Raw genomic sequence first — 17,361 nt, forward strand, 5'->3', positions numbered from 1 at the left:
TATTGCAGACAACGCCCTTTTTTATTTCGCTGCCAATCCCAGCTTCAAGCCCACCAGTTTGCCCGGCGCAGCCTCCGTTTTTTCCGGCGCGCCCGCGCTGACCCTGGCAGCAGGCGTGCCGTCCTGCTGCAGGGCTGCCAGGATGGCCGCGCTACGCTGGGCGCCCAGCTTGTTCAAGGCGTCGGCAGGCAGGGGCTGCCTGGCTTCCAGCTGCTCGCGCAAGCCGTTGTAGAAAGCGCCCGTGTCGGTCACTTGCGGCTCTCCCTCGATCAGTTTGCCCAGGCGTTGCAAGACGGGGATCTTGGCCGCCACCGGGGCGGAGGCGCTGGCGGATGCCGCCGCTGCGGCCGCTGTGGCTGGTACGGCCGATTCCGCCGCCTTTTTCTGCTTGTCCAGCTCGGCCTTCCCGAAGCGTTCGCCGTACAGGTCGCGCAGGGCGCCCCGTATCTTGCGCTCGCCCAGGTTCAACGGTCCCGGTTCCTCGCCCGCTTCCAGCTTGATGCCGGCCTTGGCGGCGACGGCGCGGCGCACGGCCTGGGCGCGCAGGGCGGCCGCGTCCGTATCGCTGTACTGACCGGGCACGGCCAGCTTCAGCTGTTCGCGCTTGGCCAGGATTTGCGCCACCTGCTTGAGTTTTTCCCGTTCCGGCGGCAGCAGCACGGCGCTGCCCGCATCGAAGTCGATGGCTTCGAGCTTGTCGGCGCTGATGCCCAGCAAATTGCCCAGCGCGCGGAAGGGCGCCGTGACGATTTTCGTCAGCACATTGCCCACGGCTTTCCAGATCAGGGCGCCATAGCTGAATTGCGGGTCGTTCATGTCGCCCGACACGGGCAAACCCAGGTCGATGCGTCCGTCCGAGTCCTTGAGGATGGCCAGCGCCAGTTCCAAAGGCAGTTTCAAGGCGTCCGGACTGTCGATGCGCTCGCCCAGGGTCAGCTTGTCGAGCACGATCTGGTTCGTGCCGTCGAGCTGGCGGTTGCGCACCTTGTATTGCAAGTCCAGCGAAATCTTGCCTTCAGCCACCTTGTAGCCGGCAAACTTCATCGTGTACGGCGAGGCGGACACCATATCGACATTCTTGAAGACCACGTTCAAGTCCGTATTGTCGGTGGGCGCAAACGGATTGAGTTGGCCACGCACGCGGGCCAGGCCGAATTCGTCGATGCGGCCGTCAAGTTCAATCTGGCTGCGCGCATCGCGTTTCGTCGACAGGCCCGTGACGACGCCATTCAATTCATATATCTTCGCGGCGAACTGGGGCCGCAAGCTGAGGTCGGCAAAGTCCAGCTTGGCGTTTTGCAGGCGCACGCGGCGCATGCGCACGGGGAAGGCGGCGTCCGCTGCCGGCGTGGCGGTGGCAGGAGCCGGGGCGGGTGCAGTGGCTGGTTCCGGCGCCTTGACCAGCAGGCGCTGCGCGTTCAGGCTGCGGTCGTTTTCGATGATCAGCTGGGCGTTCGGTTCCACCACGCGCAGTTCGGGGATGTCGACAAAATCGGGCCCCACGCTGGCCGTCAGCTTGTCGGCGCGCACGCTCTTCCACGAGGCAAAGCGCTTGCCATCCGTTTCATTGAGCACGAGGCCGGCGATATCCACGCCGCCCACATAGCGTACCTTCGGCACTTTCGGCGCGCCGCCGCCCGTCGTCAGGCGGCCGCTGCCGGAGAACGACCCGCCCGCCAGCTTCAGTTTCACATGCTGCGCCAGCAAGGGTTGCACAGGGGCCAGGGTCAGCTGTTTCAAATTCAATTGCGCATCGACGGCGCCTGTGCCCGGCACGAACTTGCCATTGGCCGTGAGCAAGCCGCCTTCGCGCAGGCCCACGCCCAGCTCGAAAGGCAGCGCCTGCTGCATGTCGTTGCTGACGTTTTGCAGGGACAATCTGGCATCCTGCAGGTTGCCCTTGATGCCAGTGCCCGCATCGTCGAAACGGGCGCCGAACTTGCTCAGTTCCACCTTGTCTACCTTGGTGGACCAGGGCGCGGACGGAGTTTCCTTGTCTGCGTCGGCTTTGCCGGAGGCAAACACGGGCAGCTTTTGCGCAATCGCAAATTCGCCCTGGCGGTTGCGCGCCAGGTCGATCTGCGCGCCGCTGGCCGTCACGGCGCCCAGGTGCACGGTATGTGCCGCCAGGTCGATCTTGCCCTCTGTAAAGCCCAATTGGGTCAGCTTGAACGGTGTTTGCGCGCCCCGCTGCATGGCGAGGTCGGCCAGGCTGAAGCTCGCGCCGTCGATCACGGTGGCCATGCCCGCTGGACCTTGTTGCAAGCCCAGTTGCAGCTGCAGTTGCAATTGTTTCGCGCTCAGCTGCAAGGCTGGCGAGACGGTTTCATCGATGGCGGACACGTCCACATTGGCCAGCGCCAGCTGTTTTAAATCCACCTTCCATTTGCCCGGCTTGGCTGGTGCGGCTGGCGCGGTGGCGGCGGGAGCGGGATTGCCCGGCAGCATCAGGTTCGCCACGTCGATCTCGCCCTTGCTGTCGCGCCGCACGGCCACCTTGCCGCCGTACAGATTGATTTTGTCCACGGTGACGTTCTGGCGCGCCAGGTCCACGTTCACGCCGGCGATGCCCAAGGCATCCAGCGATGTGAATGGCGCGCCCTTGCCATCTTGCACCAGCGCCAGGTCGCGCAAGGCCAGGCCCGCGCCTTTGACGGTGGCTTCCAGCTTGCCGTCCGCATAGGAAAAGGCGTAGGGCAGGCGCGCCGACAATTGGCCGCTCGTGACTGTGGCGCGCGTATAGGCTTTCAGATACGCGGCCAGGCCGGGCAGGGAAGCGTCGTTCAGTATCAGTTCGCCTTCGCCACGGATGGGGCTCAGCGAGGCCGTGCCGCGCCAGTGCAGCTTGCCGCCGCGCGCCGCATCGGCGCTGAGGCTGTAGCTGCCGTTGGCGTCGGGCAGGGTCGAGATATTATCGAGCGTAAAGTTGATCGGCGTGAAGTTGTCCGCATACCCCGCCTTCTGGTCTTGCCAATCCACTTTGCCTTGTTCCAGCGCAAAGTGGGCGATGACGAGGCGCGGCATGCCGCCGTCGCTCTTTTCCGGATGGTTGCGTTGCCAGGTGGCCAGCACTTCGGCCAGGTTGAACTTGCCGTCCGGCGTGATCGTCAGTTGCGCTTGCGGCGCCGTGATGCGGATTTCCGCCAGGCTCCAGGCGCGGCGCACGATGGATTTCCATTCCAGCTGCACGGCCAGGGCACCGATGGACAGCAGCGGCGCGCCGCTCTTGCCATCCGCGCCGGGCGCTTCCTTGAAAGCGATCTGGTCCGCTTCCAGGCGCAAGGTAAACGGATTGAAGCGCACGTCAGCGATGCTGGCCTGGCGCGCGAGTTCTTTCTCGGCAAATTTGGGTAACTGGTTTTTGATGACGTAGGGCACCAGCCAGAAGCCGGCCGCGCTGTAGGCGGCCAGGGCGCAGCCTGTGCCGACGGCCCAGCGCTGCCAGCGTTTCCAGCGAAAGGTTTTCGTCTGCACGCTTTTGTTGTCGATTGTGTTCACGAACTTACCTTTAATATTCTTGTTAGGCGGCGCAATCTGCGCGCCGTGGCTGTCAGTATGCCTCTTTGCGGCCTCGTCTGCAAAATCCAAACGTGTTCAAGTGATAACAGGTGCCCCGGTGATCTTGTTTCTTCTGTAAAACTCACACAAACTCACCTTTTATTGATAATGATTCCCATTACCGGTATCATGAGCACTAACCGTAAGTTTCCATTTGTACATATTTTCTCATTGAAAGCCCGATGTCATGCCTGTCGCTTTTCCACGCACCCGTTTACTTCCAGTCGCCGCAGCCCTGTCGCTGGCCTTCGCTTCCCACGCCGCGTTGGCGGCCAACGGGGCCAGCGGCCAGGACGACCTGACGGCTGGCGATGAGAAAGTCATGCAAGCGGTGCAGGTGACGGGCGCCCGCGCGCAGGGCCTGGTGCCGCTTACCACGGAGGCGGGCAGCTTTCGTGGCGCCAGCATCATGGACGTGCCGTCGACCGTCAACGTGATCACGCGCGAATTGCTGGAGCAGCAAGCCGTGTCCGGCCTGTACGACGCCGTGCGCAATACGGCGGGCGTGACGCGCCAGCAAAATGGCGGCGAGACCTGGGATCAATTGGTGATACGCGGCATCGCCGTGGAAAACCGCACGAATTACCGCCTGAACGGCTCCATGCCCATCATGAACTTCTCGCAAGTACCCATGGAGAACAAGGAGCGGGTGGAAGTGCTGAAGGGCGCCTCGGCCCTGTATTACGGGTTTACCTCGCCGGCCGGCGTCGTCAACTTCGTCACCAAGCGGGCCGGCAGCCAGCCCGTCACGAGCATGGGCCTGAGCCTCGACGACCGCGGCAGTGCCGTGGCGCATGTCGACGTGGGCCGCCGCTTTGGCGCGCAGCAGGAATTCGGCGTGCGCATCAACGCGGCCGGCGGCACCCTGGGTTCCTGGCTGGACCATGTCGGCAACGGCAACCGCCGTTTCCTTTCCACGGCGCTCGACTGGAGAGTAACGAACAAACTGCTGCTGAAGGCGGACCTGGAATACGAGCGCCGCAGGGTGACGGAGCAGGCGGGCGTGGCCTTGCCCACGGCCGTGAAAGGCGTGATCAGCTTGCCCCGTGCCGTCGATCCGCGCAAGCTGATCGGCCCCGACTGGTCGAATTTCGAGGCGCAGACGAAAAACGCGCAATTGCGCGCCGACTATGCCATCACGGATGGCTGGGCCTTGACGGTGGAAGCGGGCCACTCGGAAACGGCGCGCGACCGCCGCCTGGCCATCTTCCGCCTGAACAACGCGGCCGCGCTGGCCACGGGCGCGGGCCGCATCACGGGCAATATCCAGCACAGCGTGACGGCGTCGGACCTGCTGCGCGCGGAACTGGCTGGCAATTTCAATACGGGTTTTATCGCCCATGAACTGACCCTGGGCGCCTCGCGCACGGACAAGTCGCAAGATCCGATTTACCAGAGCAACTATACGATTGCCTCACAAAACCTGTACAACCCCGTGCCCGTGACGAATGTCGTGTTCGGTCCCAAGCCGACGGCGCCCACGACGGCCGCGCTCGACACGCGCGACACGGGCTTGTACGCGCTTGACCGCATGGTCTTCAACCCGCAATGGCAAAGCGTCATCGGCGTGCGCCGCAGCAGCTATCAAAGCGACCAGGGCGCCAGCCACTACGACGTCAGCAAGACGACGCCGATGGCGTCAGTGATCTACAAGGCCACGCCCGAGCTGTCGTTTTACGTGTCCACGGCGCGCGGGCTGGAGGAGGGGGAGACGGGGCCGACGGGCACCGCCAACCAGGGCGTCAAGATGGCGCCCGGAGTCAGCAAACAGAAAGAGCTGGGCGCGCGCTGGCTGACCCCAAGCGGCACCTTGCTCTCCGCCGCGTTGTTCGACATCACGCGCCCCGGCTACTACACCAACGCCAGCAATGTGTTCACGTCCGATGGCGAACAGCGCTACCGTGGCCTGGAGCTGTCGACCCAGGGCAAGCTGACGCGCCAGCTGTCGTGGCAGACGTCAGCCCAGTTCCTCGACCCAAGCTTTGCGCACATCAACGCCGACTACAACGGCAAGGCGCCGGAAAACGCATCGAAACGCACGGCCAGCGCCTTTTTGGCTTACGCGTTTGACGCCGTGCCGGGCCTGTCCTTCAACGGCGGCGCGTATTACTACAGCGCCCGTCCCGTCAACGACCTGAACCAGGCTTTCCTCGGCGGCGTGAGCCTGTTCAGCGCGGGCGCCCGCTATGCGAGCCGCGTGATGGACAAGGCCGTCGTGTGGCAGCTCAACGTGGAAAATGCGGCCGACAAGCGCTACTGGGCCGGCGCCGGCACGCGCTTGGCGTCCGGCGCGCCGCGCGCCGTCAAGCTGTCGATGAAGGTGGATTGGTAGGGAAGGCTTGACCTGGACCCTGTGCGCAGGGTGCTTGCCCTGATACAATGTTGCCATGTTCATCAGCAAAGGCAAGGCAAGCATCGTCCTGTGGATCGCGTGTATCGCCATCTTCCTGGCCACGCTCGCCCCTACGGTGTCGCGCGCGCTGACGGTCGCCAGCGGCCTGGCCGTGCCCAGCCTGGAAATCTGCTCGGTGGCGGGCGGCATGAACATGCTGCCCGCAGCATTCTCCACGGACGCGCCCGATACCTCCAAGGGCGGCATGCGCATGGGCGATTGCCCGTGCTGCAGCATGCATGCGGCCACCCTCGATATTCCCCCCACGACCCTCGTGCTCGCTTCCGGAGAAATCCTCACGGGCTTGCTGCCCCTGCTGTTCTACCAATCCGCCACGCCCCTGTTCGCCTGGACGCCCGTCCAGCCCCGCGGGCCGCCCGCCGCTTTCTGATCTGTCCCTTTCCCTAAACTGCCTTGCGCCGCGCGTGTCGTGCGCTTGCGTCTGTTCGTTTTACCTATACAGAATCTGAAAGCAGCACCATGAAACATTTACCGTTATTGATTTCCCTCGCCATCGCCATCGCCATGCCCGCCGTGGCGCAAACCCGCACTGAAGAGGTCTTGCCCGAGATGAAAGTCATCGTCGCGGGCGTCAAGGAAGGCTACCGTCCCGCCGCCGACACGGCGCTGATGCTCAGCAGTACACCCGGTTACAGCGTCGCGGCCGGCGGCGGCGTGTCCGGCTTGCCAGTCGTCAATGGTTTCGCCGATGATCGCATCAAGATTCGCATCGACGGCATGGAACTGACGTCGGCCTGCGCCAACCATATGAATGCGCCGCTGTCCTATATCGACCCGCAGCAGGTGCAGCGCATCAAGCTGATTGCCGGCGTGACGCCCGTCAGCGCGGGCGGCGACAGCATCGGCGGCACCATCGAGGTGCAGTCAAACGCCCCCGTGTTCGCCCAGCCCGGCGCAGGGCTGCTCACGCAAGGCAGCTTTGCCGTGTCCGGCCGCAGCGTCAACAACAGCGTGGCGACCAGCGTGAATGCCTCGGCAGCCAATGATATGCTCAGCATCGGCTACAGCGGCGCCTACACGCGCGGCCACAGTTATGAAGATGGGCATGGCAACACCGTGCTGGCCAGCATGGTTGAAAGCATCAACCAGTCCATCGTGCTGGCGGCGAAACGCGATGGCCAGCAGCTGACCCTGCGCGCCGGCGTGCAGCACATCCCGTACCAGGGTTTTCCCAACCAGTACATGGACATGACGGATAACCACGGCCAGTTCGCCAACCTGGCTTACCAGGGCACATTTGCCTGGGGCGTGCTGGACGCGCGCGCCTACTGGCAGCAGACGGACCACGAAATGGGCTTTTTCACGCCCGAGCGCACGGGCACGATGCCGATGATTACGCATGGACGCAACACGGGCTATGCGCTGATGGCCAGCTTGCCGACCGCTGCGGGCGAGTTGCGCCTGGGCCAGGAGTGGCACGGTTTTCGCCTCGACGACTATTGGCCAGCCGTGCCCGGTTCCATGATGATGGGGCCGCGCACCTATCTGAACATCAACGACGGCAAACGCGACCGTACCGTGCTGTTTGGCGAGCTGGAGACGCGCCATGGCCAGGATGCGCGCTGGACGAGCGTGCTGGGCTTGCGCGGCGAATCCGTGCGCATGGATACGGGCGACGTGCAATCGTACGGCACCAACATGATGAACATGCCGGACGTGATGGCAGCCAGGGCGTTCAATGCGCGCAGCCGCAGCCAGCGCGACACGAATATCGATGCCTCCGCCCAGGCCACCTTCACGCCCGATGCGGCCAGCAGCTATGAATTCGCACTGGCGCGCAAGGTGCGCTCACCCAACCTGTACGAGCGCTACTCGTGGGGCCGCGGCTCGATGGCGATGACCATGACCAACTGGTTTGGCGATGGCAATGGCTATGTGGGCAGTATCGACCTCAAGCCCGAGACGGCTTACACGGCGGCGTTCACGGCCGACTGGCATGGCGGCGGCGAGGAGGGCTGGTTCGTGCGCGTCAACCCGTACTACAGCAAGGTCGACAATTACATCGACGTCGACGTGCTGGCATCTTTCCACCCGTACATGAAAATGGGCGCGAACGGTAATTTGCTGCGCTTTGCCAACCACGACGCCAAACTGTACGGCGCCAATGTGGCATGGCAGCTGCCGCTGGCCAGCAGCACGCGCTGGGGCAGTTTCATGGCCAGCGGCAACGCCGCATATACGCGGGGCAAGCGCAGCGATGGCGGCGACCTGTATCGGATGATGCCGTTCAACGCCTTGCTGGCCGTCGAGCACAAGCTGGGCGCCTGGAGCAACCGCATCGAGACGAAGATCGTGGCGCGCAAGGAGAAGGTCGACGCGCGCCGCTTCGAACCCGAAACGGGCGGTTATGCGCTCGTCAACCTGCGCAGCAGCGTGGCGCTGGGCAAGATGGCCAGCCTGAGCGCGGGCGTGAGCAACCTGTTCAACCGCGCGTATGCAGACCCGCTGGGCGGCGTGTACCTGTCGGGCTTGAAAACGAACGGTGGGGCGCTGCAAGCCTTGCCGGCCGAGGGCAGGTCGATTGATCTGGGGCTGCAGCTGAAGTTCTAAGGCTGGCAATCCGCGGGCGCCTTCCAGTTGCCGCTGCGGCAGGTGGAAGGCGCCTGCCGAATGCACCGCATCGGCGCTGGCCGGGTGCTTGTGAGAATGTGTGCATGTTTCTTTTCATTAATTTGTTATCCTTTACGGCGCCTGCATCAGGCGTTGCGCACATGGATGCGATGCTGGCCTTATCTGCTGCAATGATGCGGGCTCACAACAAGGGTGTACATGATCGCATTTAAAGATTTTCGTTCCTCCACTTCGGGCAGCCCACTCTCTGATGGCATGGACAGGTCGCTGGTATTGGCCAACGCATGGCTGGAGAAAACCGGCGTTCGCCCCGTCAATATGGAAACCATCATGGAAACCAGGGGCTGGATGGCGATAGCCAAGGTTGAATGCGGTATTAGGGTGTGGTATGAAGCCGGTTCTGCTGTGTTGAAAGCGTAGCAGATTTCCCTTGATTCAAGTTATCGGGTAGCGCAGCGGGATGCCCGATTTTATGTTTTGCGATCCCGCCACATTTGCCACTATTTCAGGAGATTTTTTTGCTGTCAGAATATGAAAAACGCGCTCTTGTGCAAATTCATGCGTGGAAAAATCCACGTCAAACCTGGTTTGACACGGCTATGGGTTACGTCAACAAACCCTTTGCAATTGCGGGGGCTGCAGCCGATAAAATTCCTGGTTTCACAGAAACCTGTGCCAAGGCGATGAATGGTGTCGTGGGCTTGGTGAATGATGCTTCGCAATGGTCCGTCAGGCCACCTGCCATTCTCAAGGAGCTATCCGAAATATCCAAGCAGGAAATTACACAGCTGGATCAAGTGCAGTTGCTCGATCTGCAAACAATTGATAGGGCAATTGGCTGGCTTGATACGAAATATGAGGGTATCGCGCTGGTGGAGGGTGCCGCTGCGGGAGGGACGGCAGTCATTAATCCACTGGTTGCCTTGGCCGCCATTCCGGCAGACATGGTAGCGCTGCTGGCAATGAATCTGCGTGCAATTGGAGAATACGGCACCTACTGCGGCTTTGACATGTCATCCCAGGAAGAGCGACTTTTTTCGTTGAATATCCTGGCGCTTGCATCGAGCACTACAGATGGCGGGAAGCAAGCCGCCTTGTCGCATCTGGTGAAAATTGCACAGGAAGTGGCGAAGAAGAAGACGTGGGAGCAGCTGGAAAAAAGCGTGTTTGTTCAGGCAGTCTTGTCCATCGCGAAAGCCCTCAGCATCAATCTGACAAAAGCCAAATTAGCGAATGTCATTCCCGTTGCCGGCGCCGCAATCAGTGGCGGATTCAATGCCTATTACACGGATAAAGTATGTAAGGCGGCATTCTATTTGTATCGGGAGCGCTTGCTGGCGATGAAGTCTGGCGCGCAAGCTATCGAAGTGACAGTGACGCCCGCCAAGAGCGATATCTGGAGTGCAGAGGAGGGTGGTGGCTAAGCTGATGCCGCCTCCGTTCGCCACGACTTCAGCTTGTGCCTGTACCACTGACCTTTTATAGTGTCTTGACGACGTTTAGTGTGCAGCCTGAAATAATGAGCATTTCAGTCTTCAGGTCCATTTTATAGAAATAAAAGAAGATCTGAAAAGGGAAATATGCATACGCACGCTCACAAGACACAAGATCAAGCAGGCAAATCGCTTGCGCGCGAGCCGACTCACACGCAAGAGGCAGGCAGTAGCTACCATCAACCGATGCAATCGATGGATTTTCATTCGCTGGCGTACAGCAGCCATCAAATCGCACAGCCAACTCAAAATGGTGGCAATGGAATGGATCCCAAAAATGTTTTCGCTCAGGACGGGGGACGAATAACAGCAAGTACAAGGCATTCGAAAACCGTATGCGCAATGCACTGAATTTGTATGATGCCAAAGATAAGGTGACATTTGTCAGCTATCTGGCTGGTAGCAATATAAAACAAGGCGTGATCGCCGATGCCGGGATAGATACTGCCAGCGATATCTCGTCTGATGATGACAGCTGATTCAAAAGGCCGGAGCCCGGGTTTTGCGCCGCGAGGCCGCAAGTGTGCACGGTGGACCGGCCGGATGGGTGTCTCTGGGTATGCTATCGCCCCCACCAATCCCCTTACAGGTGATTCTTCGTCACCCATTGCCTGATCAACCATCCTTTGCCAGCGGCGCCCGGATGCGGTCTAATCAGGGCTTGTTCCTTCACGAGGTTGCCATGCTGCCCACTTCCGCCATCGCCGCGCTGCGCGAAAGATTTCCCCTGATTACAGAACTGATGGCCTTGCAGCCCTTGAGCTGGTTTAATCCCGCCATCGCGCCGGCGGCCGAGGCCTTGAACGACGTGGGCTTGACGGCGGACGATGTGGCGGCCGCCAGCGCGCGCCTGGCCCGTTTTGCGCCCTATCTGGCCAAGGCTTTCCCGGAAACGCAGGCCAGCGGCGGCATCATCGAGTCTCCCGTCGTGCCGCTGCCAGCCATGCAGGCGGCGCTTGGCATGCCTGGCGGCCGGCTGTGGCTCAAGCAGGATAGCCATTTACCCATTTCCGGCTCCATCAAGGCCCGTGGCGGCATCTATGAAGTGCTGAAACATGCGGAAATGCTGGCGCTGGACGCCGGCTTGCTGAAGGAGGGCGACGATTACAGCTTGCTGGCCAGCGACGCCGTGCGGGCCTTCTTTGGCCAGTATGCGATCGCCGTCGGTTCCACGGGCAATCTGGGCTTGTCGATCGGCATCATGAGCGCGCGCCTGGGCTTTCGCGCCACTGTGCACATGTCGGCCGATGCGCGCCAGTGGAAGAAGGACAAATTGCGCAGCCACGGCGTCACTGTCGTCGAGTACGCTACTGACTACAGCGTGGCCGTGGAAGCGGGCCGCAGGCAGGCGGAGAATGATCCGGCTTGCCACTTTGTCGACGATGAAAACTCGCACGATCTGTTTCTCGGCTACGCGGTGGCGGGCCAGCGCCTGAAAGAGCAATTCGCCGCAAGCGGCGTCACGGTCGATGCCGCGCACCCGCTGTTCGTGTACTTGCCGTGCGGCGTGGGCGGCGGCCCCGGCGGTGTGGCATTCGGCTTGAAGCTGGCCTTTGGCGACCATGTTCACTGCGTGTTTGTCGAGCCGACCCATTCGCCGTGCATGCTGCTGGGCGTGCACACGGGCTTGCACGATCGGATCAGCGTGCAGGAGATCGGCATCGACAATGTCACGGCCGCCGATGGCCTGGCTGTGGGACGTCCGTCGGGCTTCGTCGGACGGGCCATGCAGCGGCTGATCGATGGCTACGCCACCGTCACGGATGAAGAACTGTACCGCTTGCTGGCGACGCTGGAGCAAACGGAGCAGCTGCGCCTGGAACCGTCGGCCGTGGCCGGTTTCGCGGGTATCCCTTTCGTGCTGGCTGCGCCGCAATATCAGCAGAATCTGGCGCAGGCCACGCATCTGGTGTGGGGCACGGGCGGCAGCATGGTTCCCGAGGCGGAAATGGCCGCCTACGTGGCGCGGGGCCGCGCGCTGCTGGCGGCCGGAGCCGCTTGATGCCGGCCGGCGCGGTGCTCACGGCCAGCCAGTTCGCCAACCTGCACACCTTTCTCGTAGCGGCGCGCCATGCCAGCTTCGCGCTGGCGGCACAGGAACTGGCGCTCACGCCCAGCGCCGTCAGTCACCGCATCGCCCGGCTGGAGGCGGGTCTGGGTCTGCGCTTGTTCGAACGCCTGACGCGGCAAGTCAGGCTGACGCAGGACGGCGAGCGCATCTTTGCCGCCCTGCAGGCGGGCTGGGATGGCCTGCATGCGGCCATTGCCGGCAGCGACACGCTGATGGGCAGCGTCACCGTGCATGCGCGCCCCTCGGTGGCGCAATGCTGGCTGGTGCCGCGCCTGGCAGGGTTCGCTGCGCAGTATCCGGACGTGTCGATTGATTTGCGCGTGGGTAATGATAGCGTGGACTTTCGCGCCGGCCAGGTCGACCTGGCCTTGCATTATGGCGACGGCAGCTTTCCCGGCCTGGCCTCGCGCAAGCTGATGGATGAATGGCTGGCGCCCGTCTGCAGTCCCGCTTATGCGCGCGAACACGGCCTGCTGGAGACGCCACATCACTTGTCCAGCGCGACGGTGCTGCACGACACGCTGGCCTGGCCCGCCTGCGCGCCCGATGCGGAGTGGCGCCTGTGGTTGGACAGGCAGGCGCCAGACGTGAGTCTGCCCGCGCGCAGCCTGCGCTTCGACCGCGCCGACCTGTGCGCGCAGGCGGCCATCCACCACGCGGGCGTGGCCATGGGCCGGCGCCAGCTGGTACAGCCGTGGCTGGCCAGCGGCCAGCTGGTCTTGCCGTTTGGCGGTTTTGCCTTGGCCAGCCCGCAGGCGTATTACCTCGTGCACAGCGGGCGCGCCGCGCTGCCGGCACGGGTGCAGGCCTTGCTCGACTGGCTGCTGGGGCAGGCAATTTGATACACTGCGCGCCTTACCAAGCAACGCGCCAGAAAGCAGCCCCATGCAACCATCTCCCTTGACCTCCACCGCGCCAGCGGAATTGCGCGCATCTGCGCTGGCCTGCCTGCTCGAACCGGACCCGGCGACCAAGGTGGCGATGGTGGCAGCCATGGCCGAAGCGCAGCTAGCGCTCGATGCGCAGGCGCCGCTGGCGCCGACCGGCCCCGTGCCGGGCCGCCCCGTGCGTCCGGAGCTGGTGCCGCCGCGCCTGGTGGGGCGGCGTTCGATGATCACGCCGGAAGGGCGCGCCATGCTCGTGCATGCGCTCGCGCATATCGAATTCAACGCCATGAACCTGGCCCTCGACGCCCTGTGGCGCTTCCCGGACTTGCCGGCCGAGTACTACACGGACTGGCTGCGCGTGGCGAAAGAGGAAGCCACGCACTTTGCCATGCTGCAGGCGCACCTGCAGGTGCTGGGCCACACGTATGGCGATTTCCCTGGCCATGACAGCCTGTGGGAAATGGTCGACAAGACGCGCGGCGACGTGCTCGCACGCATGGCGCTGGTGCCGCGCACCCTGGAAGCGCGGGGCCTGGACGCGATTCCGCCGCTGCGCGCCAAGCTGGCGCAGGCGGGCGACATGGCCGCCGCCGCCATCCTCGACATCATCCTGCGCGATGAAGTGGGGCACGTCGAGATCGGCAACCGCTGGTATGGCTACCTGTGCGATCAAAGGGGCCTGGAATTGCGCGCCACGTATGCCGAGCTGGCGCTGCGCTACGAAGCCCCGACCCTGCGCGGCCCGTTCAACCTGGAAGCGCGGCGCCGGGCGGGCTTTTCGGAACTGGAACTGTCCGATTTGCCCGCCTGACGCCATCGCGGCGTGGCGGTCACGGATGGGCCGTCAGGCTGATGTGCCAGTGGCTCAGGTGTCCCTTCTCGATATGGACTTTCATCGGCTTGAGCCAGGCGCCCGCGCCGGGGATCTTGTCGGCCGGATCGGCGGAAAAGCGCCCGTTGACAAGCGCCAGCTTGACGAAGCTGGGGCCGATGTAGACGACGCGCGTCCTGGCCGGTAGCGCCTCCTGGGCCAGCATGGCGCGGTTGGCCGCGATCCAGGCCAGCAAGGCCGCCAGCTTCGGCTTTTGCGCCGGGTTGTTGACCACTTCCGCCTTTGCCGCAATGATCAGTTTCTCAATGTCGGCGCCATTGTTCTGGCCGCCCAGTGTATCCGTGTAGCCGCCCGCGCCGTCCGCATAGCGCAAGTCGATCTGCTGGCCGTCGCTGTGGCCGCTGTGGCCGAGGATGGAGCGGCCCGTAGTCGTCTGCGTTACGTGCTGGCCGCTGATGTCGTCGAAGCGGTAGGCATTGCCCGCCAGCCAGGCGATGGCCAGGCGCGTGGCCCACGAATCGCCGCCCGCATCGCGCGCGCCATAGCGCCGCGCCGCCAGCGCCGCTTCATTATTGGCCAGATACAGGGGAATGTAGGCCGTATCGCCCTTGAATTGCACTTGCCCCCCTTCGGCCGGGTCGGAGCTGGCGTCGGTATTGTCGATGCGGCCCTTCAGGCGCACCGTGACGACGGCCTTCTTGTCGAGCTTGGCGCCGGCAAAGACGGGCAGCACCAGGCTGGGGAATTTCACCTTGCCGGCGCTCTTGGTATTGACCTGGGACAATAAATTCACCGTGCTGAAGGCGGGATTGCCGCCACCGGCCGAAATGCCGATATTGACCTCCGTAATCGTCGCCGCCGCCGGCGTGTAGTGCAGTTCCAGCGGCAAGGTGTGGGTGGCCGTCGCCGCTCCTTGCGAGACGGATACATACGGTCCCGGCAGATTGCCCGTCAGCTTGATCGGCTGCAGCACGGGGTGGGCGGCCTTGTTGGGCGAGCTGAATTTCGCCTGCGTCACCTTCAAACCCTTGCACACGAGGCTCAGTTCCACCGTCGTCACGGTGGCCAGGGAGCTGTCGCCGATATTCGTGGCACTAACGTTGCCGCCCAGGCTCAACGCTCCGGCCTGGGTTTGCTTGGTGACATCGACGCATTCCGTCCTGACGATGCTGCCCTGCGTGTAATGCGTCTGGTTGACGGCACCCGTGGCGGCCAGGTTGACGCCGGGCAGTCCCGTCACGGCGTACGACCAGGTATCGTTGTACTGGCTTTGCGCCGTCGTATAGACGGGGTACTCGGCCGTGCTGACGGTGATTTTCACGCCCACGTTTTTCGTGCCTTTGGGTACCGTGTAGCTGACGGGCACGCTGATGGTCTGGTTTTGCGCGGCGGCCGTGGCCGTGAACGTTTTGCTGCCCTCGTCATCCTGCGGCGTCACGTCCGGCACGGCACGGGGCGCGGCTGCCTCGGCGCGCGCGGGCGGACCGGCGCCATCCTGCGTGACAGTGGCGGCCGCGTAGCTTTGCGGCGCGGCGCGCTGGGCCAGGCCGGGGCCGTACGGATAGACGATGTCCACGTTGATGGTGGTGCTGTTGTCGAAGACGGCGGTGCTGACGCTGACCACGCCCGGGTGGACGAGATCGTTTAAGGTCAGCTGGTAGGTATCGGGCAGCACGCCGTCGAAATGGAAGGCGCCCGTGGCGTCGACCACGGCCACCTGGCGCTGGTGGCTGTTGTAGCCGGCCAATAACATCTTCTTGCCGGCCAGCCCCGTGGCATTGCCGCCCGCGGGAGTGCGGAGCTGGCCTTGCAGCATGGTACCGGACTTGATGGCAATCAGGGCATAGCTGGCCGTGAATTCACCGTCCTGCGAAACGAAATTGAGGTTTATCTCGTAGGTGCCGTTGGGCAGGAGTATCAGCATCTGCTGCATGGCCGCGGCGCTGATGCGGAAACTGTTGCTGGCCGCATCGAAGACCCAATACTGCTTGAGGCTGACGGAAGCGCCGCCCGGCGTCGACAGCAGGCCATCGCTGTCCTCCTGCAGGCTCGTGGGGGCGGCGCCCATCAGGCGAAATTCCAGCGCGGTCGCCTGCAGCCGGTTGTTCGGCCCAAGTCCGGTGATGGCCAGCACGGGCGCCGTGGCGGGCACGTTGCCATCGTCGTCCGGCTCCACATAGGTTTCCACGGCCGTGGGCAATTCCGTCTGGATCAGCAGGTCGAGGGTGGTGACGCTGTTGCCCTTGCTGAGGAAAAACTGCGCGTGCTGGTCCACGCCCGTGTCGCCAGGCGTGGAAAAGCGCAGGCTGCCGTCCTGCAGCAGCACGTCCGTGACGGCGCCGCTGGCCTTGACGCTGTCGGCGCCGCTGGCCTTGACGCTGTCGGCGCCGTCCGTGAAACCCAGCTCGGCCAGCGACAGCACGACCACCTGCGCGGGCCGCACGGGATCGAGTGCGATGCCGGCATTGGCGCTGAAAGTCCACGCCAGGCCGCTGCTCTGGAAGGCGATGTTGCGCTCGATGCGCACGATGATGGTGTCGTCGGGCGTGACGGTGGCGCCCGCATCGATGCTGCCGGCCAGCACGTCGCCATCGATGATGGTGCTGCCTTCGGGCACGCTGGCCAGCACGGCTTGCACATTGCTGGCCGCGGCGCCGCTGTTGTTGCGGATATGCACGCGGTAGGTATAGTCCCAGGCCGTGCGGCTGACGCGCTGTTCGGCCACCTTTTCCAGCTGTGTCACTTCGAAGTCCCCGGCGGCCTGGACGGCGGTTGCGGTGCCGGCCAGCATGACCTTCGGCGCGGGCGGCTGCGTCGGATCGCTCGGTCCGCCGCACGCGCACAGGCCCAGCGCCAGCAATGAGGCCAGCGCGGCGCCCGCCAGTTGCCGGCGCCGCAGGCCGGCCATGGCCAGCACGCCGGCCAGCAGCAGCCAATATGTAGAGGGCAGGGCGACGGCGGCCGGCTGCGTGGCGCCCGCTTCGAGCTCGATGAAGGAGACGGGGTCGAGGATGGAAAACGGCTGGGCGCCGGGGCTGCCCGCGCCCAGGTAGTCGAAGGTGACGGAAAATCCCGTGGCCGTGGCGCCGGGCGCGATGCCGCCCGCCAGCGCCAGCGCGTCGAGGTAGCCGCTGGCGGGGATGGCGGGATCGGGCTGCACCAGCAGTACGTCCCAGCCGGGTGCAGTGGAGACGCTGTGCAGGTTGGCATACTGGCCCACGCTGAAGAACAAGGTGAATTCCTCGATGGACATGGCCAGGGTGGTATTGCTGACCGTATAGTCGTAGCGCCACTGCGTGCCGCCCAGCGAAGTCGCCGTGTAGCCGATGCTCGTGGCGTGCGCGGCAGACATTGCGCATAGCAGCAGCACCAGCAGCGCCTGTTTGATAAAGCTCATGATCGTTCCCCCGTTGACTGGCGCCAAGCGTGCCCAGGCAAGAGGTCAAGCAGGAAGCATTCCCGAACAATTTTTTCTGTAAAAACAAGGGCTTGGTCGAGGCGGGCCGGAGCAGGTGTCAAATCTGCCGACACGGGAC

Annotated in this window: 11 protein-coding genes; 9 read left to right on the forward strand and 2 right to left on the reverse strand. The window is 63.6% G+C overall.

The window, feature by feature from the left end; genetic code table 11:
* Positions 1-21: 21 nt before the first annotated feature.
* Positions 22-3,498, reverse strand: a complete 3,477-nt coding sequence (locus tag CSQ92_RS05700; protein WP_257219133.1) for a DUF748 domain-containing protein — start codon at positions 3,496-3,498, stop codon at positions 22-24.
* A 247-nt stretch (positions 3,499-3,745) separates the two neighbouring features.
* On the opposite strand from CSQ92_RS05700, the gene CSQ92_RS05705 reads away from it, so the two are divergent.
* The 9 genes from CSQ92_RS05705 (at position 3,746) to CSQ92_RS05740 (ending at position 13,804) form a co-directional block, all read left to right on the forward strand.
* Positions 3,746-5,890, forward strand: a complete 2,145-nt coding sequence (locus CSQ92_RS05705) for a TonB-dependent siderophore receptor (protein WP_099393491.1) — start codon at positions 3,746-3,748, stop codon at positions 5,888-5,890.
* A 55-nt stretch (positions 5,891-5,945) separates the two neighbouring features.
* Positions 5,946-6,341, forward strand: coding sequence for a DUF2946 domain-containing protein (locus tag CSQ92_RS05710; RefSeq protein WP_099387614.1), 396 nt, complete (start codon positions 5,946-5,948; stop codon positions 6,339-6,341).
* Between the two features lie 89 nt (positions 6,342-6,430).
* A complete protein-coding gene (locus tag CSQ92_RS05715) occupies positions 6,431-8,521 on the forward strand; it encodes a TonB-dependent receptor (protein WP_099393492.1) in 2,091 nt (696 codons plus the stop codon).
* A gap of 219 nt (positions 8,522-8,740) precedes the next feature.
* Complete coding sequence (locus tag CSQ92_RS05720) at positions 8,741-8,962, forward strand: hypothetical protein (RefSeq protein ID WP_070256308.1); 222 nt, start codon at positions 8,741-8,743, stop codon at positions 8,960-8,962.
* Positions 8,963-9,060: 98 nt separating this feature from the next.
* Positions 9,061-9,966: an EcsC family protein gene (locus CSQ92_RS05725; protein ID WP_034781566.1), complete on the forward strand. Its 906-nt coding sequence runs from the start codon at positions 9,061-9,063 to the stop codon at positions 9,964-9,966.
* Between the two features lie 404 nt (positions 9,967-10,370).
* Complete coding sequence (locus CSQ92_RS28995; RefSeq protein ID WP_180276944.1) at positions 10,371-10,514, forward strand: hypothetical protein; 144 nt, start codon at positions 10,371-10,373, stop codon at positions 10,512-10,514.
* Positions 10,515-10,717: 203 nt separating this feature from the next.
* A complete protein-coding gene (locus tag CSQ92_RS05730) occupies positions 10,718-12,037 on the forward strand; it encodes a D-serine ammonia-lyase (protein WP_099393493.1) in 1,320 nt (439 codons plus the stop codon).
* Positions 12,037-12,948: a DNA-binding transcriptional regulator DsdC gene (gene dsdC, locus CSQ92_RS05735; RefSeq protein WP_099393494.1), complete on the forward strand. Its 912-nt coding sequence runs from the start codon at positions 12,037-12,039 to the stop codon at positions 12,946-12,948. The genes CSQ92_RS05730 and dsdC overlap by 1 nt, the downstream gene beginning before the upstream one ends.
* Positions 12,949-12,991: 43 nt before the next feature.
* A complete protein-coding gene (locus tag CSQ92_RS05740) occupies positions 12,992-13,804 on the forward strand; it encodes a ferritin-like domain-containing protein (RefSeq protein WP_099393495.1) in 813 nt (270 codons plus the stop codon).
* Positions 13,805-13,823: 19 nt separating this feature from the next.
* Here CSQ92_RS05740 and CSQ92_RS05745 read toward each other — a convergent pair whose 3' ends face one another.
* Positions 13,824-17,222 carry a hypothetical protein gene (locus CSQ92_RS05745; protein WP_099393496.1) on the reverse strand — a complete coding sequence of 1,133 codons (3,399 nt, stop codon included), beginning with the start codon at positions 17,220-17,222 and terminating at the stop codon, positions 13,824-13,826.
* Between the last annotated feature and the right edge of the window lie 139 nt (positions 17,223-17,361).

The organism is Janthinobacterium sp. BJB446 (assembly GCF_002735655.1).
GTDB classification, from domain to species: domain Bacteria; phylum Pseudomonadota; class Gammaproteobacteria; order Burkholderiales; family Burkholderiaceae_D; genus Janthinobacterium; species Janthinobacterium lividum.

Bases quoted from the DNA above. Each gene is read 5' to 3' on its own strand.
- CSQ92_RS05705 (WP_099393491.1), top strand. From the start codon at position 3,746: ATGCCTGTCGCTTTTCCACGCACCCGTTTACTTCCAGTCGCCGCAGCC.
- CSQ92_RS05710 (WP_099387614.1), top strand. From the start codon at position 5,946: ATGTTCATCAGCAAAGGCAAGGCAAGCATCGTCCTGTGGATCGCGTGT.
- CSQ92_RS05715 (WP_099393492.1), top strand. From the start codon at position 6,431: ATGAAACATTTACCGTTATTGATTTCCCTCGCCATCGCCATCGCCATG.
- CSQ92_RS05720 (WP_070256308.1), top strand. From the start codon at position 8,741: ATGATCGCATTTAAAGATTTTCGTTCCTCCACTTCGGGCAGCCCACTC.
- CSQ92_RS28995 (WP_180276944.1), top strand. From the start codon at position 10,371: ATGCGCAATGCACTGAATTTGTATGATGCCAAAGATAAGGTGACATTT.
- CSQ92_RS05730 (WP_099393493.1), top strand. From the start codon at position 10,718: ATGCTGCCCACTTCCGCCATCGCCGCGCTGCGCGAAAGATTTCCCCTG.
- dsdC (WP_099393494.1), top strand. From the start codon at position 12,037: ATGCCGGCCGGCGCGGTGCTCACGGCCAGCCAGTTCGCCAACCTGCAC.
- CSQ92_RS05740 (WP_099393495.1), top strand. From the start codon at position 12,992: ATGCAACCATCTCCCTTGACCTCCACCGCGCCAGCGGAATTGCGCGCA.
- CSQ92_RS05745 (WP_099393496.1), bottom strand. From the start codon at position 17,222: ATGAGCTTTATCAAACAGGCGCTGCTGGTGCTGCTGCTATGCGCAATG.